Below are 25,300 nucleotides of genomic sequence, written 5' to 3'. Positions count from 1 at the left end.
AATGAGATAATAAAAAGGGAGGCCTAACTAACCTCCCTTTTTTATTCTATTAATTTACTTTAATTGATGATGGTGAAAAAGCCTTTGATTTTACCAAATTCTTTTCCGAAGTCTACCACGTAATAATAGGTATCGGTGGCCAGCGGTGAACCTTTGTAAGTTCCATCAAAATCGTTCTGGTAATGGTCATTCCTATAAATGGTACGCCCTTCCCTATCAACAATTGTAAGTTTTACAGTTGGGTATTTCTCAATCCCATTTATAACTAACTTATCATTTATGCCATCTCCATTTGGGGTTAAGATATTATTAGCATGTACACTAAAATCTAATGCCGACTTTAGAGTAATACTAAAGGTTGAAGGAATAAAGGTCATTATATAGTTATTACTAGCTAATAAGCTACCTTGTCCAATGACATAGCTACCGATGCTCTCACCAGCAACACGATCTAAACTCCCAGAAAGTATATCTGTACCAACTAAAGCACCAGAAATTATTTTGTAACTCAATACTGGATCTACATCTCCTATATTTTTACTCATCGCATTGGCAGCAACTGTAATCGGTGCTTGGCTTATGTATAGTTTTTCACTTACTAAAGTAATCTTATACTTTGTGCCTGCATTTAAATCTCCCTGAATAATCCAGTAGCTTCCTACATTTTCTCCTGCTACCCTACTTAATGATCCACTCATTGCATCTCCCGCTAAAAGAGCACCTGAACTAAGTTTATAAGTTAGCGCAGGATCTGCAGTACCATACACTTTAGTTTTTGCATCAACAGTAATGGTTAAAGGAATTAAATCAATTATTAATCCTGCCCCTTTATAAACTATGTTATAATCGTTGCTTAAAGCAAGTGTGCCCTGTTTTATTCCATAACTACCAGGTACTTCTCCAGCTATCCTACTTAGCGAACCGGTAAATACATCTGTACCGATTAAGGATGGGGTATAGGTATAAGTTAAATTCGGATCTGCAGCACCATAAACTTTGGCTTGTGAATTAGCTGTCACATTTATAGTTAATTTATCAATAGTCAATGTCTGACTAGATTGTGGTGCTGCATTGTATGAATTATCTCCTGTCTGATCTGCATAGATGGTCACCGTACCAGCATGTAGAACATGAACTTTGCCGTTGATGATCGTTGCAATATTATTATCGCTGCTGCTATAAGTTACTGCTAAGTTTGAACTTGCCGTAGCCGTTAGATCAAAGTCTGCATCGCCATAGATCTTATTTGGCAGGGCTCCAAAAGTAATGGTTTGTTCCGTACCTCCAGCCGGTGCCGCTGTAATGGTGAAATTATCCTCTATAAAGCTTATGCTATAATCGGCAGTAGCTGTTACCTGACCCTGGTGGATTGGATATGTACCAGGGCCTTCTCCTCCCTCACGTTGAGGTGAACCAGATACCACGTTCACATCGTTATTGTACAACTGGTCGAGAACCTGATAGGTTAGAATCGGGTCGAGTGCACCCTCTACCTTGCTAGCTGCATTGACCTTTACAGTGATTGGTCTAGGCAGAATACTTAACACATGGGATACCTGCCCTGCTTTATTGTATATATTATCCCCTGCTTGGTCTGCGTAAATAGTCACTGTACCTGCATGAAGGATATGAACCGTATTCCCTGTTACAGTGGCAATGTTGTTATCGCTACTTGAATAGGTAACCGATAGTCCTGAACTTGCTGTCGCCGTTAGGTCAAAGTCGGCATCGCCGTATAGCTTATCGGCTAAAGCTGCAAAAGTAATGGTCTGGTTTAATTTAAGTATCGGACTTGCCTGTGGTGTTGCTGAAACTTCATTAGAAAATGCACTTTCAGTACCAGAAGCATTTGTTGCAGTGATGCGGTAATAATAAGTAGTACCATTGGTCAGGTTCATGTCCATATAGGTTGTTGTACCTGGCTGAACACTCTTGATCAGCGTTGTCGGGTTCGCAGAGGTACCTCCATAGATCTCATAGCTCGCAAGGTCACTTTCTGGGTTTGCCGACCAGCTCAGTTGAACCTGTGCATCACCCGTATTAGCAGTTAAGCTCTGTGGAGCTGAAATATTGTTTATAGGCGCTGGCGTTATAGTAAAATCACTCTCTAAAAAGGTTAGGCTATAATCAGCAGTGGCTTTTACCGTACCCTGATGGATTTTATAAACTATACCTGGCACCTCTCCCAAATCACGTTCTGGTGTGCCTGACAAATCATTATTATCGTGTAATTTACCCACAGCTACATAATAATCCAATACTGGATCTTTTGCACCTTCTATCTTGCTAGCTGCCTTGGCTTTTACGCTGATAGGTGCTGGAAGAATAGTTAACACGCGATAGACTTGACCTGCTGCATTATAGGTCGCATCTCCAGCCTGATCAGCATAAATAGTAACCGTCCCCGCGTGAAGAATATGGATATTACCATTTACAATCGTAGCCACATTGTTATCACTAGTACTGTAAGATACTTTGTATCCTGAACTCGCAGTAGCTCCTGGAGCAAAATCAACATCGTCATATACTTTAGTGGTTAAAGCTGGAAAAGTAATGGTTTGGTCAATCTTAGCTACCTGACCCTGAATAGGTGTAGCTGAAACTTCTGCAGAGTATGCGCTTTCAGTACCACTAGTGTTTTTGGTCGTGATGCGGTAATAATACTTAATTCCATTAGTTAAATTAAGGTGCGTATAAGTTAAGATACCTCCTGAAATACTTTGTATTAGGGTAGTTGGGTTTGGTGATGTACCCCCATAGATCTCATAACTTGATAGGTCACTTTCTGGATTGGCATTCCAAGCTAATTTGACCTGAGTATCTCCTTCGGTAGCAGTTAAGCCCTGTGGTGCTGAGATGTTATTTACTGGTACATCAGTAATAGTGAAGTCACTTTCTAAAAAGGTTAAACTATAATTAGCAGTGGCTGTTACGTTACCTTGATGAATTTTATATACACCCTTTGCCTCCCCAACCTCACGTATTGGCGTACCTGATAATACATTCACATCATTATTGTAGATTTGGCCCAATACCATTTCATAAGTTAGCACTGGATCATCTGCACCGATGACTTTGGTTGCAGCAGTTGCTTTTACGGTAATTGGTGCAGGAAGCACATTTAACACACGGGCTACCTGTGGTGCTGCATTATAGGTATTATCACTTGGCACATCGGCATAAATGGTAACCGTTCCTGCACGCTTAATCTGTAATGTATTTCCACCAATAATTGTAGCAATGTTATCATCGCTACTGCTATAAATAATTGATCGGTTAGAACTTGAGGTAGCTGTTAAAGGAAAATCAATTGCTCCATACACTTTATCAGCTAAAGCAGCGAAGGTAATGGTTTGATCTTCCTTAGGCGTAGCCGAACTTTCATTTGAATACGTACTTTCTATTCCAGAGGTATTTTTTGCTGTGATTCTATAGTAATAGGTAATGCCTTTAGTCAGGTTGGCGTCGATATAAGTTGACGTACCTACTGAGACACTTTTTAATAAGGTTGTTGGAGCTGGCGTTGTACCACCATAAATTTCGTAGCTGGCTACATCACTTTCTGGGTTTGCCGACCAGTTTAATGTCACCATTGCATCGCCTGGTACTGCAGTTAAACCTTGAGGCGTTGAAGGTGGCACAACTATCGTATATACTTCTCCGGAAATGGGTAAACCCGCAATAGGTGCAGAAATTCCCGCATCGTTTACTAATTCTAAACCTAAAGTTCCTTCACCTCCTACACCTGGATATACTTCAATCAACCAACTATTGGGTTTAGTTGGGTCTGGATTTTTAACAACCTGATTGATAGCAGGTGATATTACTGAACCTGTAGTTTTTAAACCAAAATTAGCTACTGTTAAACCATCAACCTTACTTGAAAATTCAATCTCATAATTTAGCACTAAATTAGCAGCACTTACGGGATTGCCAGATGTAGCTTTAAAAGAAACTACAGTCGCTTTAATTTCAAATGGTAAAATATCCCCTAAAACATTTTCGCTAGGGTTAGCAGGATTAACACCAGACAATCTAAAATAATATTGACCAGGTGCTTTCCCTGTAAGCGTTAATTTTTGCGTCACAAAAGCACTTCCTGCAGGCACATTCACATTATCATCTGTGCCCAAAGAAATACCATCTGTTAAATTTGGATCCTGTCCCACAACAAATGTTGGTGTGAATGCAGCTGTATTTGCTTTTAGTTGACCATTTAATACGGCTCCATCTGCAACAATATTTGACGCTGCTAAGGTTAGCACCTCTGCTGGAAGGTTTTGTTTATTCAGTTGGATGGAGAAGCTACTTGCCCAATAATTTGTATTGACTAGATCTAATTTTCCATCCCCATCTACATCCGCAAATGTTGTATGACGTGGTCCTACACCTGTATTAAATATTACCTCTGGTTCAAAAACCGGTGCTGTACCCTTTGCAAAAGCATTGCGAAATAAAGCCAACTGATTTAGATTTGGATAACCTAAAAGAATGTCAGGAAAACCATCACCATCTGCATCCCCTATTGAAATCTGTTCTACAGCAGTTGGAGCTCCTGAACCTGTAGCAAACGCTACATCAGTCGCAAAACTTAAATTATAAAGGTTTTGCTTAAATACTAAACCTGAAGTCGTATTATCGGTTAATACAATATCTGCCAATCCATCCTTATTCATGTCTGCAATAGCAATACTAGTGGGGTTAACCATATCTGTTGCATTTGTGTTATTTGGAGTGAAAGAAAAAGTACCTGGAACAGATGTATTTTTTAATATCGTTATTCTTTTAAACGTACCACTGGTGACTGCAATATCAACTTTTCCATCATTATCTAAATCACCTATAGCCATTGCACCAGATGTGGGATCTACTGCTGTAATGCCTGGCAAACCGAAACTGATGTTACCTACTTGTGAGGTATTTTTCCATGCTCGAACAAGGTTATTAGCCGATTCCAAAAACATTACATCTAGCTTACCATCTCCATCTACATCAACTACAACAAAATCTGTAATCTGCATTGCAGTATTAATAGGAGCAGCAAAAGCAATGGCTTTCGTTGGAGATTTTGGAGAGCTAACATTATGGAAAACTTGAACGGTACTAGCCGTACTGCTCCAAGAAATTAAATCGTCTTTCCCATCACCATCGAAATCTGCAAAGCGAATTTTGGCCGCATTACCTCCGCCAGTTAACACTTCTGTTTTCACAAAATTTGGCGTTCCTACTACTGAAGTACTCTGATAGATGGAAATTGAAGATTCATTGTCATTGCTCACTGCAAAATCAATTAATCCATCACCATTTAAATCTTTTGCAATTATGGCATATGGTGAACTATTCCCATTTGTACCTGTAGCAAAAGAAACTGGTGCATCAAAGTTAATTGCCCCACCAGTATAAGTTACATCAAAGCCATTGGTATAGGTGGCGCTTAAGTTTGTACCCAAATTAGTTACAGAAATAGCGCCATTATTTGCACCAACAGGTACAGCTACTATCAATTCTCTAGGTGAAACCACCTGTATTACTTTAGCCATGGCCGAGCCAAAAAATACAATATTTTGATTGCCTACTGCATTAAAGCCAAAACCTTTTATGCTCACTTGCGCACCTGAAGCACCAACTAAAGGACTAACAGCGGTAATATTAGGGGGGGCCGACTACATTTTTAAAAACATATAATGAACTAAAACCCGGTTCTGCTCCAACGATATCGGCTTTGCCATCACCAGTAACATCACCTAAAGCAAATGTTAAGCCTGTACTTCCATTTACTGGTTGTATAGGTGCAAAATCTATCTGGTTATTTAAGGTCGTATTTATAAGGAAATTTGTATGTGTATTATTTGTGGTTACAATATCCAACAACCCATCACCGTTCACATCATCAATTTGAAAATCAGTTACATTTATTTGTTGATTTGCGAGTTTCTGATTTGCTACTATATCTTCCTCAAAAGATGGTGTACCTACCACTGAATTTTGATTTTTAAAAACTCTTAAAAAACCATTGCCATTACTTGCAACTAAATCTAGTTTTCCGTCTTTATTTATATCTGCTGCACGTAGGTTATACACATTTAGCACATCTACTAAAACTGCTTGGGCGAAATTGATATTAGCTGGTGTAGAATTATTATGCATAATGGCTATTTGATTTTTATAGCTTAAAGCAACGGCTATATCTACTAGACCATCCTCATCAAAATCACCATATACCATAGAGATAGGTGCACTGAGTGTTCCGGCTGGCAATATCTGTAAGTCAGCATTCACTTGAAAAGCTAGGGCACTTTGGGTTGATATATTTCTTAAAATATGTACAGTACTTTCTTCACCACCTATAAAAATGATATCCGGTTTACCATCATTGTCAACATCAGTGGCTTTTATGGCAGAAACATCGTCAGCAACAACGTCTATTTTTATAAAATTATCAAATAACAAGGTGTTTTGTGTGACTGTCTTATTTAACCATATTAAAACCTTATTCTTTGTAAGTAGGGCAATATCCAATTTACCATCACCATTAAAATCAGAAACAGTTGTGTAAGAAAGGCCGGATGTTGCACCTATGGGTAGCAAAACTTTGTTGGCTGAAAAGTTTCCAGTACCATTATTTAACAACACCGCAAGTTGTGCATTCGCATTTCCACCTTCAGAGACAATCATATCCGAATAGCCGTCTCCATTTAAATCACCAGCAGAAATTGAGTAAGATTGAATACCAATTTGAGAAGTATTGAGCAATTTAAAATCAGTATTTCCTACTTCAGGAAAAGTTACTGCGAAAGGGAGTTTAGCAGTACCTATTTCACCAGTTTCTAAATTAGTTACCGTTAAATATTGATGATTAGCACCAACTGGAACTGTAACAGTTAAACTTGTCGTCGAAGTATTTGTTACCGCGGCTTTTACAGGGCCAAAATAAACCACATTCTTTGTAGGGTCTGCACTAAAATTGTTGCCTGTTATGGTAACATCTGTACCCACAGCCCCACTTAATGGATTTAAATTAGTGATGGTTGGCGCCTGTGCATTGGCCTTAAAATTTACACATAAAAGAAGGATGCAAAGGATGATCCCGGGCAAATAGTTAACTAGATATTTTTTCATCATTGATAATTGTAGGTGGAAGCTAATCCCAAAACTGAGCGGGATAGTTTAATGGACAAAATTACAGGGTGGTTTTCTGGCATAAAATCATCTTTTAGGGGAGTTTTATTCCTTAGCATAGCGCTAATCAAACGAATAAATGCTGTTCTTATCAGCGAAACTCATCCATATAGCGAATTCGGATAAGTGCTAAAACAAAAAGGGAAGCCAATTGGCCTCCCTTCTCTAACTGTTTCGCAATATTTAGTTCACGACAGTGATAAAGTCCTTGATCTTGCCCAGTCCGTTCCCGAAGTCTACCACGTAATAATAGGTATCGGTGGCCAGTGGAGCACCTTTGTACGTTCCATCAAAATCATTCTGGTAGTGTTCGCTCTGGTACACCACACGTCCCTCCCTGTCCACAATGGTCAGCTTGGCAGGTGGATACTGCTCCAGTCCCTTGATCACTAGTTTATCGTTTATCCCATCTCCATTCGGTGTCAGGATGTTGTTGGCATCCAGCTTAAAGTTTGCTGCCGATTTTAGCATAATAGTAAAGGTAGACGGTACAAAGCTCAGCGTATAGTTATTGCCGGCCGTTAAACTGCCCAAACCTATCGCATAGGTCCCTAAACCCTCTCCAGGTGCACGATCGAGACTTCCCGAGAAAGCATCCGTACCGATCAGTTGCCCTGCAGTTAGCGTATAGGTTAGTACCGGATCTGCATCTCCAATAACCTTGGTCATTGGGTTAGCGCTCACACTTATAGCCAATTTATTAATGGTTAGCACCTGGCTCGCCTGTGGTGCTGCCAAATATTGACCATTTCCAGCCTGATCTGCATAGATGGTGACCGTACCCGAATTTAGGATATGTACCTTTCCATTTAGTATGGTCGCAATGTTGTTATCGCTGCTGGTATAGGTAACCTGCAGACCTGAACTTGCTGTAGCAGTCAGGTCAAAATCAGCATCACCATAGGTTTTTGCTACCAGAGCGTTGAACGTGATGTTCTGTGTACTTAACACCTTCATCGGCGTACCTGAAACCTCATTAGAATATGCGCTCTCCTTGCCACTGGCATTTTTGGCTGTGATGCGGTAATAATATGGAGTACCATTGGTCAGGTTTGCGTCTGTATAGGTTAACGTATTTGCTGAAACGATTTTAATTAAAGTAGTCGGGTTTATCGCAGTACCACCATAGATCTCATAACTCGCAAGGTCACTTTCGGTATTTGCGTTCCAGTCCAGTTTCACCTGGGCATCGCCAGCATTGGCAGTTAAGCCCTGTGGTGCTGCAATGGTGTTCACTGGTGCGGCTGTAATGGTTAACTGCGCATCTTTAAAGTTGATCTTATAATCATTACTTAGGCTTAGTGTATTAAGGGTGATGTCATAAGAACCGACAGCTTCCCCAGCTACACGTGAAAGGTTTCCGTTGAAGGTATCTCCATTGACCAAGTCCGGCGTAAAGGTATAAGTCAACATCGGATCTGGCGTGTTGGCTACTTTTGTTTTTGCATCAGCAACAACATCGATTTGTTTTTGCGCAATAGTTAATACATGTGCCATCTGCCCTGCTTTATTGTATTGATTATCCCCTGCTTGGTCTGCGTAAATAGTCACAGTACCTGCATGTAGGATATGTACCGTATTCCCTGTTACAGTGGCAATGTTGTTATCACTGCTGGTATAGGTAACCTGCAATCCTGAACTTGCAGTAGCCGTTAGGTCAAAATCTGCATCACCATATACCTTATCGGCTAAACCTGCAAAGTTAATGGTCTGGTTTAATTTTAGTGCCAGACCTAATTGTGGCGTCGCACTTACTTCATTAGAATAATCACTTTCGTGACCAGTAGCATCTTTTGCCGTAATGCGGTAATAATAGGTGGTACCATTATTTAGGTTTGCATCAGTGTAAGTTAACGTACCTTTTGGAACGCTCTTTAACAACGTAGTTGGATTTGCGGCAGTACCTCCATAGACCTCATAACTCGCCACATCAGTTTCTGCATTGGCAGCCCAATTTAATTGCACTAGTGCGTCGCCCGGATTGGCAGTTAAACCCTGTGGCGCTACTGGATCACCGTCTATCACTAAAGTTTCACCAGCAAATGGTAAATTAGCTACTGGATAAGCCAATACCGCGTCATCCACCATATTTAAAGTTAAGGAGCCATCTCCTCCTTTAGGAACATACAAGGTTACATCCCATACAGTAGGATCACTTGGATTAGGCACCCCACCGATTACTGTAACCCCAGACACCCCTCCTGTAGTAGAAACTGTAAAGTTTGCGTTATTGAAAACATCTACTGGAGCTGAAAACTTAACACGGTAGACTATCGGATTTGGAGAAGACAGTGGGTTGTTACCTACCACCTTTATATCCACAATGCTCAAAGGCATATCTACACTCAGAATCTCTCCATAGGTAACTTCTTTTGTACTATTATCAGTTGCTACCACCCTGTAATAATAGGTTCCAGGACCATTCGTAGTTAAGGTAAACGAGGTTGGCGTTAGCCCTGTTCCAGCTTTAACAGTGGGATTAAGTGTGGGAACAACACTAGACTTAGTGCTAAAATTAGCTGAAGTACTCAGTTCATAGCTCACGGTAACGTCGTTTGTAGTGGTTTTAACCGTACCATTCAATGTAGCGCTATTGACAACAACATTGGTAGCTGGTAGCGTAGTCGCTACTACAGCAGGTTCAATGGTATAGATTTCACCAGCAAAAGGCAGGGTACTGCTAAATGGAGTTGATAGATTAGTGGTATTGGCTAAGGAAAGTTGAACGGTTCCGTTACCTCCAGGTGCAATGGTTAGGGTAACGAACCATGAATTAGGTTTTGCTTTATTACCACTTTTAACTACCGTAGAGATTGCAGCATTCACCGTTCCTGTAGTGGCTAAGCTAAAGTTTGCTGCACTTAGGTTATCTACTACTCCATTAAATTCTACTTCATAAAGCAACAAACCAGTTTTGCCATCGTTTGGATTGGGCGAGGCTGCTTTAATGCTGTTTACAGCATACGCTACTTGGACATTCATAATTTCCCCGTAGGTAGAATTGTTGCCATTGATTGCTACGACTCTGTAATAGTAGGTACCTGGTACGGTAACGTTATCAAATGCAAATGAGGTTTGGGTTAAACCTGAACCTGCCGATACTGTAGGATTAACAGTCGCATCAGCAGCGAATTTACTGCTCATATCAGCTAAAGTACTCAATTCATATTTCACTATAACATCGCCTGTATTGGTTTTAACAGCACCATTTAAGGTGGCACTTGTTGGCGTAATATTCGTAGCAGGTAAGGTAGTGGCTATTACATCTGGAGTAATGCTAACCTCCTCTCCTGCAAATGGCAAGGCGTTGCTTATTAAAGGTGATAAATTACCAGAATTGGCTAATGAAAGCTGAACCGTTCCATTATCAGTAACCTTTCCCAATGACACGGTAACCTGCCATAAGGCACCATTTACTGGATTTTGAATGATATTGCTGATGGTCGCTCCAGTAATTCCCCCAGTTTGGGCTAAGTTAAAATTAGCAACATCGACACCATTAACTATACCAGAAAACTCGACTCTATATATTACCGAACCTGTGCTGCCATTATTCGGATTAGAAGAAATTGTAGTAATAGATTCCACATCTGTTTTAATCTCAAAACTTAATATAGCGCCTCTTGAAATTTCTCCATTAGAATTTGTAGCTACCACACGGTAATAATAAATACCAGGAGCACCAGGATTGTTTAACGTATAACTAACATCTTTAACACCTGTACCTGCTGTAACAGAACCATTCGTAGTGGCAGCAAATGTAAGGTAAGAAGATAGATCAGGTGATACCCCAACCTCAAAATTTACATTTACATTTGCAGTAAGGGCTTTAACTGAACCATTTAGTGTTACCGCTGCACTGGAAACATTAGTTGGAGGTAAAGTAATTAACTCTGTTGGAATAACTTGAGTATTTAAAAGTATGGAAGCCCTGCCTGGATAGGAACCACTACCATATACAATATCTGGTTTGCCATCACCATCTGCATCGGACAAAAATACTTTTGATTGAGCTATTGCAGTTGCAATTGAGACCGGGGGTAGAAAATTATTGGTGGCAGAAAAATTGTTAATGTAAATTTCTGCATTTCCAGAACTCGGGTTATTTAAAATTAGATCAGATTTTCCATCGCCATTTACATCTGCAACATTCATTGAAACATATAAAGATGTATTACCGTTATTATTAGTGATGGGATAGTTTAAGCTAGAAGCAAATGAGCCACCACCTTGATTGACTTTTACAACGAAATTATCACTATATAAAACTATCATTTCTGGTAACCCATCTCCTGTCAAGTCTTTAAATTCTAAAGCCAGAGAAACGCTTGTAGTTTCAGGAATTGGAAATAATTTTGAGGTTAATTGTATGTTCCCTTTGGTTGAAGTATTACGATAAATAGTTACTTTTCCGTAATTATCTGCTATTGCAATATCAAAAACACCTCGATTTTCTGTATCTGCAACATTTAAAGCATAAATATTATTTGAATTTAGGTAATTATTCTCCTTACCGAATGTAATTGCTGAGGAAGATGACGTGTTCAGTAATACCGTAAAATCTTTAGTTGCAAACTCTGCAACAATTAAATCGCTTTTACCATCCTTATCAATGTCTACAACTTCAAGCGCAGTCCCTGAAATTCCAATAGGAATATCAGCAGCAGAAAAAGAAATTCCAGTAGTATTGGTATTTGAAGTATTTGTATATAAAGTGATTTTTTTTAGAGCCGCAGTAACTGTAACTATGTCAAGGAGTTCATCACCATTAAAATCCGCAACTTTAGGTGTATTGATATACTTATTGTCAGAAGCAACTGGTTTAATTGGATTTATATTAAAATTTAGTTGCCCTGGGACTGAGGTATTCTTCATCAAAACCAATTCAGAACCAGTAGAAATCAAAAAGTCAACTTTCCCATCATTGTCAAAATCTTTGGAAATGATATCGTAAGCTGGAGAAGAATTATATATAACAACTGGTGTAGCTGCGAACGCCAAAGGTCCAGAACTTGTGTATGTAATATCAAAAGAGTTATTGATACTGCACGTTAAGTTAGTTTCAAGGTTGATGATAGTTATATTACCATTATCAGTTCCAACAGCTACGTCTGCTACTAATAGTGTACTTGAAATTACCTGAATATTTTTTGCCAGTACTGCACCAAAAAACACCACATTTTTAGTGGGATCTAAACTAAAATTTGTACCTACAATATGAACCTGTGTTCCAATTGGTCCTTTTTTAGGATTAAAATCACTTATGGTTGGCACTTGTGCGTTAACTTTTAGGTTAAGCAACAACATAAAAACACAGAGCAATAAGCCTGGCAATTTTTTGGATAATTGTTTTTTCATATAGGTAGATGTTTAAATTTTTTGGAGAGCAGATGAACGCATCACAACTTAAAGAGCAAAGTTAGGCCGTGGTTTTATGGCATAAAATCGTCTTTTAGGTTAGTTTTTTGGTGATCAAACCTAAAAAACTCATCGTTATAGCGAAGAAAGTACCACATTTTGCACCGCATAGCTAATAAGGCCAAAAACTAATTAGTGAGGATTTACTTGAAATGAACTGATGATTTAACATGTCCGAAAATGTCAGTACATGTCCGAGAATGTCAGTCTAAAAGTAGTTTTGTTCTAGTGTTGTTCGAGGTTTACCCTAGGTTTGTTCTGCTCAAAGGGCATTTTGTAGGAGAAATGCAGGAACAGACTAGGAGGAATGTAGGAGAACTGAACCCTAATTTGAATGTAAGGCTGTTGAAAAAAAGTCATCTTTTGAGTTGAAGCTAAAATTGGTTTGGCGACATTCTCTTATCAAAATCATCTTAAAAGATGATTGACCAGCATTGCTAGTGTCTTTAAATTTGGAAGTGTTCTTTTTTAATAATGAAGTCGTCATTTCGACTGGAGCATAGCGAAATGGAGAAATCTTTGACTCTACTTATATTAATTACAAAGTCCAAAGATTTAGCTTCGCCGAGCACTACGTAGTCTTCGGCTTCGCTCGAAATGACGATCACACAAAATAATTTCACAGCCTTAGGCTTTAACAACAAAAAAATGAATTTAAAATTTCTTTACATCGGTGCGCTTGCTGCGATGAATTATTTCCTTCCAGCAACTACGAGCGAAAAAATTGCATTTGGCACGACTACGGCAAGCCTAACTCCTGTTTTTTTTGGAACAAAAGATTACTTGATGGTTCCTGGACCTATTGAATTTATGCAAAAAAAATACAATCTGTCTTACAGTGCACACCCAACTGCTCAGTACTTTCAGCAGGAATATATTGTAAAGGGCGAACTGCCAGAAAAATACAATGAAATGGTGATGGTGCAATTAATGCTTGGCGATGTGAAAATTCAGGATGCCGTTGCAGCAAAGGTGAAAGAACTACAAATTAGAAAAGAAAATGATCCTATTGTAAATTTTAAAGTAACCAATTTGCCAAAGTCTGGAGAAATTGTGCTTGAATTTACCTTAAGTGCGGGCGAAGGTGCTGCAAGAATTGCAGAATGGAATGTATATCGTTATCATACCTATAGTCAAGCAACAACGAAACAGCATGGCATTTCTCTTTTCGGTTTTAGTAAGCGTTTTTATGGCAAAAAGGCTGATCAACTGATTAAAGATGCTGCTAATGGATTGGGCACTGTGAAAACAGAGTTCTTGAAATTGCAATCACCAAATGTAAAACCTACTCATTAAAAACCGCTCTACTTGTTATGTCTCAAATAAACGGCAGCCAAGGCCCTTACTTGGAAGAAAGTCAGAATAAAATATATCATTTGCTATTTGCAGATGATTTAAGTCTTATTTCTACAGATGAATTGTCAATTCATCCCTTAAACTTGTTAAATAAGGGCATACCTGATGAAGCTGAAATGCTTCAGATGGCCAATGACCCCAATGTTGACTCTCGGTATCGTTTACTTTTTTGGAAAGAACTCTTTGCCGACGGTGTTGACCCTGTGCAGATGGAAGTATTGGGTGTGGTGGTAGAGGTGGGTTTGGAAACAGGCTTAGATGTGGTGGCAGCCTATCAAGATGGGTCTTGTCGTTACCTAAACCATAGCGGTAAAACCATTTTCTATGATTCTCCAAATGAAGAATCCTTAAAGTTCACCACAGATTTGTTGAATAAAGGTGAAGCAGTTGCTCGTAAAATTGGTCCTTGGTATAAACCCCGAAAAGAATTTCCCACACAGGGAAATATCCGCTTATCTTTTCTATGTAATAATGGTTTGTATTTTGGTGAAGGAAGTTTAGAGGTGATGTATCAGGATGAAATGGCTGCTCCAATTATTGATTCGGCTCTTTCCTTAATGAATTATATGATTGATAGGGTGTTGGCAAACAATTAGTCAAAGAAATTTAAAGTGATAGGGCTATAGAAGATCCGCCATCAAATTAATATCGATTGCAGTTAAAGATGATTTTTTCTAAGAAACGTGTATTAAGCTTACTCTATTTAAAGTTATGAACATGAAGAAATTATTACCACTGATTTTGTTTATATGGGCTCCCATTTTGTTAAAAGCACAAGATAGTCCAGCAGATTTTGAATTAAAAGCAATGAAATTATTTATTGCTACTTTAACTAAAAATGATAAAGTACGCTTATCAAATATGGTTCACTATCCGATTGGCGTAACCATCAAAAATAAAATTATGATGTTGAGGAATAATAAGGAATTTTTGACGTATTACGACCGAATTTTTACCAAAACTTTCAAATCAGAAATTGAAAGGGACTTGAGTTGGCAAGACCTCCTATTGGATCCTGATGATGGTTCTTGGGGAACAGGGGTTGGTCAATTGTGGTTTACCGATTACGGGAAAAGAGGAGTATTGTGTAGTGCGATAAATAATGTTTGGTAAATCCCAGTTCAGCAAGTAATGCGAAATAAGCAATCTTATCAAAGCTGAACTTTCTCTCTTTTCCGCTCTGCTTTAGGTTTAATACTTTCTTTCTTATAAGCTCCCCCTTCATATCCTGCCATGAAGTCGTTGTAATCTTTATTATTTTGTTTGGCAAGTTCTTTTGCCATGTACACGATTTGCTCTTTCCAACTGGCAACATCTACACCAAATTTCCTTAGCGCATCTATCGTTACAGATCCTTCCATCCCACCACTTCGTAATTGGCTAGAGGCTGTAAGTGAACCCATATCATCGATCACTTGAATCAGCGAACGATAATTGCCAGCAACCAGCGAAAAGTCAAAAGTATCTTCCATCGGTTGCATTTCTCCCAACACATAGCTCTCACCTTTAAATTCGGTCACATCAAGCAATGCCGAAGATACATATTGCATTCGTCGCTGTATGGAAACAATCCGCTCTGCTTGATTTTCCCATCTTGGCTTTGTTTCAACATAGGGAGAAAGGGAAGGATCAAATGATTGCTTCATATCAAGCAAAAGATATTTCCCCTTCACATTTTTGCTCCTTAACAAGAAAAGATATCGCTTTACCCCAAGACTACCTGTACCTGCTATGCGGAATACCACGTCCTTTACCTTATAATTATATGGGCTTGCTGGACTGGTTTCGAGCCAGTGCGAGATATGTTCAATTAGGGCAGACTTTAGTTTTTTCTCCACCTTAGCATGCTTTTCATGTTCCAGTGATAGTAAGATCTTTTTACCTTTAGCTATAGTGCGCTTGCCAAGCAATTGCTTATAGCTCCTGCTCTCTGAATGCTTAAGAAAGTTAGAAACAATACCCTTCGCGGTTCTTGGATCAATGGCAACGGCTTTACCTTTTGCAAGGACCGAGCTGTAGCTAGCAAGAAATATGGAAACAAGATTTGCTGCTTGATCTTCAGCAATCCCATACACCTCAAAAGCAACAAAGATGCTGGTTAGTAAGCGGACCACTTCAAAAAGCGCAGGTGCAAGCACGCCTTCGTCAAAATCATTCAAATCAAAATAGATTAGTCCATTTTCTCCTCGGTAGCTACCAAAATTCTCGATATGCAGATCGCCACAAATCCATACTAAGGGAGAGAAGGGCAATCCTTTCAGCTTACTCAATCGCTCGTAAAAAAGGTGGCAGGTTCCCCGAAAAAACCGGAAGGCATTTTCTGCCATTCTTGTATATTTCAACTGCGTCATTTCAGGCAGCCTTGCGCTATTAAAATCTAATAGGTATTTGTGTAAATTTTTCTCCATATAAGATACCGAACACATTTACAGGTGAAATGTTTTCAGTGAGTTGAAGATTTAAAAACAACTGTAATATTAGCCTGAGTTGCTGTTATACGGCTATATCATCATGTCAAGAAACAAAAAAACGTATAACCTTAAAAATAAGTTATACGTTTGAGTGGGGAATGCCGTCGAAGCGAAGTACGATGCTTAGCTTCCCATTAGAACAAATTGTATGCATTAACCTTTAGGGATTGTAAACCAGAAAGTACTCCCCTTCCCTTCTTCAGTATCTACGCCAATTTCTCCTTTGTGTCGTTCAATTATATCTGCACTGATATATAAACCTAGCCCCAAACCTGATACTTGCGCACCCGATGGATCAGCCCTAAAATAGCGTTCGAAAAGATGCGGTACTTTATCCTTTGCAATGCCAGGACCAGTATCCCTCACCGAAACCTTCGCTGCATCTCCCAGGTCCTCCACAATTAAAAATATTTTCTTTTCGTTTGGTGCATACTTGATGGCATTGTTCACGAAGTTAACCACTACCTGTTCAATCCGATGTTCATCTGCAGTGATTTGAAGGTCTCTATCCCCTTCTACACTCAATTCATAGGTTCCTAATTGTCGTACATGTGTACAACAATCGTCGAGCATCTCTGCAATGGTAAAGGACTTTTTATTGAGCTGCACGAGCCCCTCCTTCATTCGGCTTACATTCAGTAGGTCCTCCACTAATTCCGATATCTTGTTCATGCTCCGCGACGACTGCTCAATGAGTTTTGGCAAAATCGGAGACGGCTTATCTTTCATCCGTTGCAGCAATTGCAAGGAGGCTTTTAAACTGGTGATAGGTGTTTTTAGCTCATGACTTGCAATCGAAATAAAATCATCTTTTTGCTGTTGAAGTCTTTTATACTCTGTAACATCTACTACAGTTCCTAATATTCTTTTCGGTTGCCTATTGCTATTGTAATAAACCTTTCCATGAAACCTTGCCCAATGTAGGGAGCCATCAGATTTAGTAAACCTCGTTTCATAAAAAAGTTTGCCATCATTTTTTGCTGCTTCATGGGCGTTAGCACTTAATTGCACATCCTCTGGGTGATACATTTGTAGAATCTCATCTCGACTTGCTTGATGCTCTAAACCAAAGATTAGGTTAAAGCGCCCCCCTGTAGTGAGTGTGTCGGTGTCGTACCTATAATCATATGTGCCTAATTCAGCTGCATCTACAGCAAGTCTATTTCTCTCTTCCGAATCTTCGATACTATGTCTGGCTATTACCTTGTCTGTCACGTCATTTCCTACCACCATTACAGACGTAACCTCATTTGATAGGCCCCGCACTGGCTCGTAAACAAAATCTATAAATACTCGTTCTGGAACCCCCTTACGGATCAGCGTTACCTCATGCTCTCTGGCATGGAATGGAATTCCTGTATCGATTACATTTTGCAGTACTGGCGTATAACCTTCCGCAGCTTCTGCAACCGCATCCCAAATGGTATGGTTCTCAAGTTCTACTCGTTCTTTCCCCACAAGTTCGAGGTACGCATCGTTTACTTCGGTGATCATTAGATCCGCTGCACGGATGACACAAATGGCAACCGGAGCTTGCCTAATCAGGGTTCGAAAACGTCCTTCACTGATCACAAGTTCTTCGAGCGACTTTTCAAGCTCTTCATTAGTTGCAGCCAATTCTTCATTTACTGCTGCAAGTTCTTCGTTAGAAGTGGCCAGTTCCTCATTTAGGTCCTGCAATAGCTGCTCATCACTTTTTCTTTGGGTAATATCGAAACAGGAACTGATGTAACCTGCAAATGTTCCGTCGGACAGAAATCTGGGAGTACCCTTTTTTAACATCCAGTGTACCTTACCATCTACGCCTTTGAGCCTAAATTCATCGGTATAAGACATCCGCTTATTAAAGGCTCCTAATTGAACCAATTTATACTCCTCCCTGTCTCTTACATCAATCAGATCTTCCCAACCTGAGTTAATTAATTGCTCTAATTTTCGTCCTGTTAATTTAGTCCACGCTTTGTTAAAATAGAACTTTTTACCCAATTCATTTCCTACAGCTATCAATATATCTGTATTTTCGGCCATGTTGCGGAAGCGTTCTTCGCTTTCTGCAAAGGCTTTAACTCTTTCTTCTACCCTCAACTCTAGCTCTCTATTCATAACTGAGAGCTCTTCCCTACTTTTAGAAAGCTCCTCATTAATTGCATTCAATTCCTCATTAGAGGCGGCTAATTCTTCATTTAATGACTGTTCTCGAACTAGCAGTTCCCTATTCTGTGCGGCGTCTTTCAGTTCTTGCCTATTCAAGTAACGTTCTGTTACATCGGTTGCTGTATGCAAAATGGCTATCACAGTGTTGTTGCTATCTTTTACAGCCCTATATTCAAAATCAAAATAAAATGTTTTGGTTTCTCCGTTGATATTAAGCTCTGCAGCCGTATCGCTTCCTGAAATGGTGATTCCCTCTCGCCAAACACGAGCAAACATTTCAATAAAGGGTTGCCCCTCAAGCTCGGGCAATGCTTGTACTAGTGACTTGCCAATTACTTGTTCATCCTTTCCCCAGATGTTGAGCATTGTTTTGTTTGCAAACTTGATGGTAGCATCTTCGCCCACATGTATTGCAGTAGCTGTTTTGGATAACGATAGAATATAGTTTAGTTGTTCGGCGCTCAATTCAGCTGTTTCTTTCATAGGTTAGTCTTCGTATCGTATTACAAATGCTAAATTAGTAAATAGGTTTTAAGGAAGAAAATACATTTAAAAGGGTTTTTCTCCTTAAACATTAGTGGAGCAATAGTCGGTTTGAAAAAAGTAACTTATTTTTTGCATAAGCTGATAAACAGTGGATGTATGAAATTGTTTTAACATCGCTTATTTCTTGTTACATATTTGAGTACAGTCTTGTAAAAAAAGCAAAAAAAAACACCTGCGCAAAGCAGGTGCCTATCCAATTTTATGAAGGAAATCTAATTAGCTGATCTTAACATTAATTGCGTTCAAGCCTTTTTTACCTTGCTCGATGTCATAGCTTACAGAATCATTCTCACGAATGTTATCTATTAAGCCAGAAGAATGAACAAAAATTTCGTTATCTCCATTTGCTGGCACGATAAATCCAAAACCTTTTGTCTCATTGAAAAATTTTACTGTTCCTTGTTGCATTGTACTATTATTTAAATTATGATCAAAGATACACAAATAGTTGAGAATATAAAATAATATTTCACCATAAATAATATATTAGAATTTTATTTTGTTAAAAATAAAAATTCAGAACTTTTTTTTCGCATTGCAATTATCACCATTATTTCGACTATTCGGACCGTTAAAAACATACAAGAGATGGGGTGCTCTGGGCTGATAAATGCTCAATGGGCTTCGCGAAGCCTTTTTATCGTACAGATGCTGTTATTATCGATGGAAACAAAACGCGATCTAGTATTGTTAACTTAATGGATAAATGAAATTTGGGGCATTTTATCTCCCGACTTTGAATTCAGTATATTGCGGAGCCAAATATATCGATGCCGTATGCAAGAACTTTCAATAATTACAGCGAACATAATTTCCGTTTCTCCAATACCCATGGCAGTTGTTGACATGAATATGCGTTACCTCGCTGTTTCAAAAACCTGGATTAGTTTTTATCACTTAGAGAAAATTCAATTGCTTGGAAAATCTCACTATGAAATTTTCCCTGAGATTGGGCAAAATTGGAAAGCGATCCATGCTGATTGTTTGCAGGGCAAGGACCAAAGCAACCCTAATGAAAGATTTGAACGTGCGGATGGATCTGTTATATACCTAAAATGGGAAGTTAGGCATTTCAGAGGCGAAGATGGCAAGGTTGCAGGTATGATGATGACCAGTGAGGATGTATCTAAAAATAACGAGACTATATTGAATGAAAATAGGTTCCAGCTTTTTATGGACCATTTTCCTGGGCTATGCTGGATTTCCGGAGCCGACCAAAAACTTAAATATGCCAACAAATGCTTTTATGATACGCTACACCTCACTGATGAGGTTATAGGCAAGAATAGTGTAGAGATATTTGGAAACGATATTGCCGCAGTGGCAAATGTTCGAGACCAGCATGTTTTGGAAAAAGGGGAAGGTATGGATTTTCAACAAACCTCGAGAGATCAACATGGACATCCAAAGGTTTATAAAATCTACAAATTCCCATTCACCGATGTTAAGGGAGAAGGAAATATGGTTGGTTCGATCGCTTTTGACATTACCAAGAGCACCCTACTAAGGGAGGAACTTGATAAGAGTGAGGCGCAGTTTAAACTTGCCTTTGAGCACTCACTGATTGGCATGGCACTGATTAGCCCGGATGGAAAGCTGAAAAGGGTGAACAAGAGCCTTTGCCAGATGTTGGGATATTCTGAAAAGGAAATGAAAAATTTATCCATTCACAACCTTACGCATCCAGATGACAGGGAGCGGTCGCTAGCCATGCTGAACGACCTGAGCTCTGGTAGCCTTGAACGCACCAAATTCGAAAAGCGTTACTTGCATAAAAACGGGAATACGATTTGGGTAGTTATTGCCGCTACAATGCTGTATGGCAGTGAAGGACAGCCCTTATATTACGTTTCGCAAATTGAGGACATTACCAAACGCAAGGAAATTGAAAACGACCTGATCCTAAGCGAAAAAAAATATCGGACCATCTTTGAAAATGTACAGGATGTATTCTACCAAACCGATCAGAATGGGACGGTCATAGAGATTAGTCCCTCAATTGAAAAATATTCGGGATATAGTCGAGAAAATATAATTGGAAAACCTGTATCAGAATTCTACTTTTATCCACACGACAGGGATCGGATAGTTGAAAGCCTCCGTGCTAACGGATCTGTGATTGATTTTGAAGTTCGGCTTAAAACCAATAATCATGAATTGCGCTATGCTTCGGTAAATGCTAGACTAGTCATTGAAAATGGAAATGTAGTGTCTACCGAAGGTAGCATGCGGGATGTCACCGCAAGAAAATTTCAAGAGAACACACTTAAGGCACTGAATTCTGAGCTCACAGAATCAAACCAGCAAAAGAATAAACTGCTTTCCATTATTGGACATGACCTGCGTAATCCTATAGCAGGTAGCTTGCAATTGATCGATTTAACAATTGACGACTTTGATGCTACAAGTCACGACGAGATTAAAACTTATCTTCTTTCCATTAGGCAAGAACTTGCCAATGCCACCAATTTATTGGAGGATTTATTGGAATGGGCTAAATCACAGTTTAGTGCGGTAACTTTTAATCCAGTTCTGATTAAAAACCTTGAGGGCGTAGTGAAAAAGAGTATGGAAACCATTATGCCAATGGCCGCCAAAAAAGACATCGAGATTAGCATTGACATTCCAAAAGATGTATCCCTTGAAGCGGATATTGCTATGCTGGAAACCATCATTCGTAACCTAATGTCTAATGCAGTAAAGTTTACCCCACTCTCTGGCCATGTATCACTTTCTGTGACGGCAAATGAAAAGGGCACCAAATTTTCTATACTGGATACGGGCATTGGCATCCCGTCAGAGAAGATCGCCTTACTTTTTGGACAAAGTAAATTTACAACCTATGGTACGCAAGGTGAAAAGGGAACAGGATTAGGTCTTAGCCTTTGTCATGACTTTGTGGTTAGACATAGTGGACAAATATGGGCAGAAAGCGAAGTTGGAAAAGGCACTGGGTTCTTTTTTATCATTCCCAAAAAACCCTTAAAGGAATAATGATGCAGCTACATTTCTAATTCCAATCATTTCATTTATAATTGACTAGCTTAGCAATCGACCTAAAGCTAAAGCCATGAAAAGAATACTGATAATGGACAATGATCCTAGTAATGCAGACGCTATTAAGGAACTATTGGATTTTGAAGAGGTAATTACCATGGTTGTCTACAAGATCGAGGAGCTCGACAAAGAAATCGGAAGATTTGCTCCTGACCTATTAGTGATGAGCATCCCATTAAAGAACAGCGATGGGTCGGCACTTTGCCGCAGGTTAAAAAATTCGGAAGATCATTGCCACATTGGCATTATCTTGCTCTCTACACAGTATAATGTCCTTAAGGATGAAAAGCTGATTGGATGATTTTCTGGAAAAGCCATTCACGGCAGAAGAACTTGTGGAAAAGGCATTACACATTCTGCATCCCATACCTGGGGTTGAAAGATACTAGGCCAGCTGAGTTGCCGAAATCCTATCTTTTTTCTTGGCAAGAAAAAATGCCTGATAGAACAAAAATTGGAATAAGTGAAAACAAGTAGCTTTGCACTTCTGCCTCGACATTTTTTCTACATAAAAACTGTGGAAATTAAAATCAATACATTGTGTCACTATACGATTTTTTGCGTGTCTATTATTATAAGTAGATTTTATTTAAATAAACACCTTGGAATTACATTTTTACACGCCCGAAAACGACATCTTAAAACAATATATTGAAGGTTACTACTTTTTAACCGATCAGGGAACTGGAGCTCTTAAAGCTTACACAACCTTCCCGAACAATTATTGCATTGTCACCGTAAATCTTAATTCTAAAGTAAAACTAGACCTTACTAAAATTTCTATTGAGCCCTCTTATGATAACAATATATATGCGAGTTTCGCCTATCGTTACAGCAATCCAATAGAAGTACATTATACAGGGCCCTTCCAAGAGGTTACCATTTACTTTAAACCGCTCGGTATTAATTATTTTGTAGATAATCTGGAAACAATGTTCTCTCAAAAAAAAATGACTGAATTTATTCCGCAATTTTCAGATTTTAAAGATGAAATGCGTAAAACCTTTCACATTGACAAAAGACCATTGCAAATAGCTGCCCTTGAAAATTATTGGTTATCAAAATTGATGGTAAAAGACCTAACATTTATGAAAAGTATTTTGTCAGACACTGAGTCTAACATCAAGATCGAAGACATTGCTAAAAAACATCATATTTCAAGAAAGCATCTAAACAATTTAGTTCAGAAGAACTTAGGCAAGTCTCTGGTTGAATACAGGAAAATATTCCGGTTCAGAAACGTAATTAACAATTATCAAGATTTAAAAAGCCTAACCGAACTGTCGTATGAGAATCTTTTTTTTGATCAATCTCATCTTATTAAAGATTTCAAATCCCTTACAGAAATCAATCCCAATCTATTCTTTAAAAATGTGAATACGGCGAATAAAAATGTTTGGCTTTTTAAATAGTTGGTAACAATTTTACAATTTTGATGATTTTTTTCTCGATTACTTTGTATCTACTTATTGCTTAAGATAAACTGGTAATAAACGAACAACATTTAATTTAAAGCTAATTATCATGAAAAAAATACTAGTTAAAATAGTAATCACATCCTCTATTCTTTTTACTTGTGTGCAAAGTTTTGCGCAACTATCTTCGGCTAACATTGATTCGCTGATGCAAGAGGCAATCACCAAACTAAAAGTAGCCGGAGCAGCAATAGCAGTGGTAAAAGATGGGAAGGTAATCCATTTAAAAGGCTATGGAGTTAATTCGATTGATACAAAACAATTAACTACAGCATTTACAAATTTTCAGATCGCTTCCAACAGTAAGGCCTTTACAACAGCTGCGCTTTCCATATTAGTTGATGAGGGGAAAATAAAATGGGACGATAAGGTAAAGGATTACCTTCCGGAATTTAAAATGTACAATGAGTATGTAACTGATAATTTTAATATTGTCGATTTGTTGACTCACAGAAGTGGCCTTGCACTTGGTGCTGGCGACCTCACGTTTATCCCAGATGGTGCAGATTTCACAGCAAAAGACCTTACTACTATTTTTCAGAATTTTAAACCAGTTTCAGCATTTAGAACAACCTATAATTACGACAACTTACTCTATATTGTAGCCGGTGAAGTTATTAAAAGGGTAAGTAAAATGAGCTTTGAAGATTTTATTCAAAAACGCATCTTCCAACCCTTACAAATGAGTAATTCGTTTATTGGAGACTCTCTTATTGGTGAAATGCAAAACTTCGCAACACCCCACTCTACAGCAACAGGTACCTTAAAAACAATTCGTCGTTTTCATATAGGAATGATTAGTCCGGCTGGCGGCATATATTCTAACGTGAATGATATGTCTAAGTGGATGATCATGCAACTTAACAAAGGAAAATATGGAAATGATCTAAAGTCCTCTTTATTCTCTACAGCTAACAGTGCTAAGATGTGGACGATACAAACGGTTTTGCCAAACTATGTATCTGAAAGATACCATACCCATTTTAACGGATATGGTTTAGGTTGGCTGCTAAATGATGTAAAGGGAAATTTGGTAGCAATGCACACAGGCGGTTTGCCAGGTATGCTATCTCAAGTGACATTGGTTCCAGATTTGAATTTGGGTATTGTGGTGTTAACGAATACAGAAAGTGGCGGCGGTAGTCTTGCTTTCGCGGTTTCCAGAGCAATTACAGATAGCTATTTTGGATTAGATGATGCCAAATGGATTGATAACAGAGCAAGAAATCTTGCAAAAAATGTGAGTAATGTTGATGAAGTAACGAAGAAAATTTGGGAAAAAGTAGATTCTATGCAGCATACCAAAGTTAAAAATGAAGATTATATAGGAATGTATGAAGATAAATGGTTTGGAAAGATGGAGATTTTCATGAAGGATAAACAGTTATGGATTAAAAGTTTACGTTCGCCAAAGTTAAATGGCCCAATGCACTTATATAGTCCAAATACCTTTGCCATTAAATGGGAGTACCAAGATATGAATTGTGATGCATTTGCCACTTTTTCTTTAAAAGACAATGGGAAGGCACAATCCTTCACTATGAAAGGCATTTCTCCATCCATTGATTTCAGTTTTGATTTTGGAGATCTAAATTTAATTAGAATAAGATAAAGTTTCCGCATTGCTTAATTGGTACCTGAAGA

The 25,300-nt window shown here is 38.7% G+C and carries 13 protein-coding genes; 7 read left to right on the top strand and 6 right to left on the bottom strand.

The features are described 5' to 3' along the window. Nucleotides 1-59 precede the first annotated feature (59 nt). The 3 genes from ACHMWN_RS08955 to ACHMWN_RS08945 form a co-directional block, all read right to left on the bottom strand. On the bottom strand, nucleotides 60-5,606 hold the full coding sequence (locus tag ACHMWN_RS08955) for an MBG domain-containing protein (RefSeq protein WP_397299893.1): 5,547 nt from the start codon (nucleotides 5,604-5,606) through the stop codon (nucleotides 60-62). Nucleotides 5,607-5,649: 43 nt separating this feature from the next. Beyond that, nucleotides 5,650-7,119, bottom strand: a complete 1,470-nt coding sequence (locus ACHMWN_RS08950) for an FG-GAP-like repeat-containing protein (RefSeq protein WP_397299892.1) — start codon at nucleotides 7,117-7,119, stop codon at nucleotides 5,650-5,652. A gap of 243 nt (nucleotides 7,120-7,362) precedes the next feature. Next, nucleotides 7,363-12,537: an FG-GAP-like repeat-containing protein gene (locus ACHMWN_RS08945; RefSeq protein WP_397299890.1), complete on the bottom strand. Its 5,175-nt coding sequence runs from the start codon at nucleotides 12,535-12,537 to the stop codon at nucleotides 7,363-7,365. 708 nt (nucleotides 12,538-13,245) lie between these two features. Here ACHMWN_RS08945 and ACHMWN_RS08940 point away from each other — a divergent pair. The 3 genes from ACHMWN_RS08940 to ACHMWN_RS08930 all read left to right on the top strand — a co-directional run bounded on the left by ACHMWN_RS08940 (nucleotide 13,246) and on the right by ACHMWN_RS08930 (nucleotide 15,066). Next, the gene (locus tag ACHMWN_RS08940) at nucleotides 13,246-13,893 is read left to right on the top strand and encodes a hypothetical protein (protein ID WP_397299887.1); all 648 of its coding nucleotides are present in this window, start codon (nucleotides 13,246-13,248) and stop codon (nucleotides 13,891-13,893) included. A 17-nt stretch (nucleotides 13,894-13,910) separates the two neighbouring features. Further along, the gene (locus tag ACHMWN_RS08935) at nucleotides 13,911-14,549 is read left to right on the top strand and encodes a hypothetical protein (protein WP_397299884.1); all 639 of its coding nucleotides are present in this window, start codon (nucleotides 13,911-13,913) and stop codon (nucleotides 14,547-14,549) included. 121 nt (nucleotides 14,550-14,670) lie between these two features. Further along, complete coding sequence (locus ACHMWN_RS08930) at nucleotides 14,671-15,066, top strand: hypothetical protein (protein ID WP_397299881.1); 396 nt, start codon at nucleotides 14,671-14,673, stop codon at nucleotides 15,064-15,066. A gap of 38 nt (nucleotides 15,067-15,104) precedes the next feature. Here the strand turns inward: ACHMWN_RS08930 and ACHMWN_RS08925 are convergent, their stop codons facing one another. The 3 genes from ACHMWN_RS08925 to ACHMWN_RS08915 form a co-directional block, all read right to left on the bottom strand. Further along, the gene (locus tag ACHMWN_RS08925; RefSeq protein ID WP_397299878.1) at nucleotides 15,105-16,361 is read right to left on the bottom strand and encodes a DUF2252 domain-containing protein; all 1,257 of its coding nucleotides are present in this window, start codon (nucleotides 16,359-16,361) and stop codon (nucleotides 15,105-15,107) included. Nucleotides 16,362-16,577: 216 nt separating this feature from the next. Further along, on the bottom strand, nucleotides 16,578-19,061 hold the full coding sequence (locus ACHMWN_RS08920) for a PAS domain S-box protein (protein WP_397299877.1): 2,484 nt from the start codon (nucleotides 19,059-19,061) through the stop codon (nucleotides 16,578-16,580). A gap of 279 nt (nucleotides 19,062-19,340) precedes the next feature. After that, nucleotides 19,341-19,532, bottom strand: coding sequence for a cold-shock protein (locus ACHMWN_RS08915; RefSeq protein WP_397299874.1), 192 nt, complete (start codon nucleotides 19,530-19,532; stop codon nucleotides 19,341-19,343). Nucleotides 19,533-19,901: 369 nt separating this feature from the next. On the opposite strand from ACHMWN_RS08915, the gene ACHMWN_RS08910 reads away from it, so the two are divergent. The 4 genes from ACHMWN_RS08910 to ACHMWN_RS08895 all read left to right on the top strand — a co-directional run bounded on the left by ACHMWN_RS08910 (nucleotide 19,902) and on the right by ACHMWN_RS08895 (nucleotide 25,268). Next, nucleotides 19,902-22,118: a PAS domain S-box protein gene (locus ACHMWN_RS08910; protein ID WP_397299871.1), complete on the top strand. Its 2,217-nt coding sequence runs from the start codon at nucleotides 19,902-19,904 to the stop codon at nucleotides 22,116-22,118. Nucleotides 22,119-22,212: 94 nt separating this feature from the next. Beyond that, entirely contained in the window at nucleotides 22,213-22,482 is a 270-nt protein-coding gene (locus ACHMWN_RS08905; protein WP_397299869.1) for a response regulator, read from the top strand. 301 nt (nucleotides 22,483-22,783) lie between these two features. Then, nucleotides 22,784-23,593: a helix-turn-helix domain-containing protein gene (locus ACHMWN_RS08900; protein WP_397299867.1), complete on the top strand. Its 810-nt coding sequence runs from the start codon at nucleotides 22,784-22,786 to the stop codon at nucleotides 23,591-23,593. A gap of 112 nt (nucleotides 23,594-23,705) precedes the next feature. Continuing rightward, complete coding sequence (locus ACHMWN_RS08895) at nucleotides 23,706-25,268, top strand: serine hydrolase (RefSeq protein WP_397299865.1); 1,563 nt, start codon at nucleotides 23,706-23,708, stop codon at nucleotides 25,266-25,268. Nucleotides 25,269-25,300: the final 32 nt, after the last annotated feature.

Origin of the sequence: Pedobacter sp. UC225_61 (assembly GCF_044452285.1) — a bacterium.
GTDB lineage: Bacteria > Bacteroidota > Bacteroidia > Sphingobacteriales > Sphingobacteriaceae > Pedobacter.
The sequence above is the reverse complement of the archived record's forward strand: the minus strand, read 5'-3'. Positions and strand labels throughout refer to the sequence as shown.

What these genes read in the sequence shown, in the direction of transcription:
- ACHMWN_RS08950 (WP_397299892.1), bottom strand. Translation starts at nt 7,119, where the DNA reads ATGAAAAAATATCTAGTTAACTATTTGCCCGGGATCATCCTTTGCATC.
- ACHMWN_RS08945 (WP_397299890.1), bottom strand. Translation starts at nt 12,537, where the DNA reads ATGAAAAAACAATTATCCAAAAAATTGCCAGGCTTATTGCTCTGTGTT.
- ACHMWN_RS08940 (WP_397299887.1), top strand. Translation starts at nt 13,246, where the DNA reads ATGAATTTAAAATTTCTTTACATCGGTGCGCTTGCTGCGATGAATTAT.
- ACHMWN_RS08935 (WP_397299884.1), top strand. Translation starts at nt 13,911, where the DNA reads ATGTCTCAAATAAACGGCAGCCAAGGCCCTTACTTGGAAGAAAGTCAG.
- ACHMWN_RS08930 (WP_397299881.1), top strand. Translation starts at nt 14,671, where the DNA reads ATGAAGAAATTATTACCACTGATTTTGTTTATATGGGCTCCCATTTTG.
- ACHMWN_RS08925 (WP_397299878.1), bottom strand. Translation starts at nt 16,361, where the DNA reads ATGGAGAAAAATTTACACAAATACCTATTAGATTTTAATAGCGCAAGG.
- ACHMWN_RS08920 (WP_397299877.1), bottom strand. Translation starts at nt 19,061, where the DNA reads ATGAAAGAAACAGCTGAATTGAGCGCCGAACAACTAAACTATATTCTA.
- ACHMWN_RS08915 (WP_397299874.1), bottom strand. Translation starts at nt 19,532, where the DNA reads ATGCAACAAGGAACAGTAAAATTTTTCAATGAGACAAAAGGTTTTGGA.
- ACHMWN_RS08910 (WP_397299871.1), top strand. Translation starts at nt 19,902, where the DNA reads ATGCAAGAACTTTCAATAATTACAGCGAACATAATTTCCGTTTCTCCA.
- ACHMWN_RS08905 (WP_397299869.1), top strand. Translation starts at nt 22,213, where the DNA reads ATGGACAATGATCCTAGTAATGCAGACGCTATTAAGGAACTATTGGAT.
- ACHMWN_RS08895 (WP_397299865.1), top strand. Translation starts at nt 23,706, where the DNA reads ATGAAAAAAATACTAGTTAAAATAGTAATCACATCCTCTATTCTTTTT.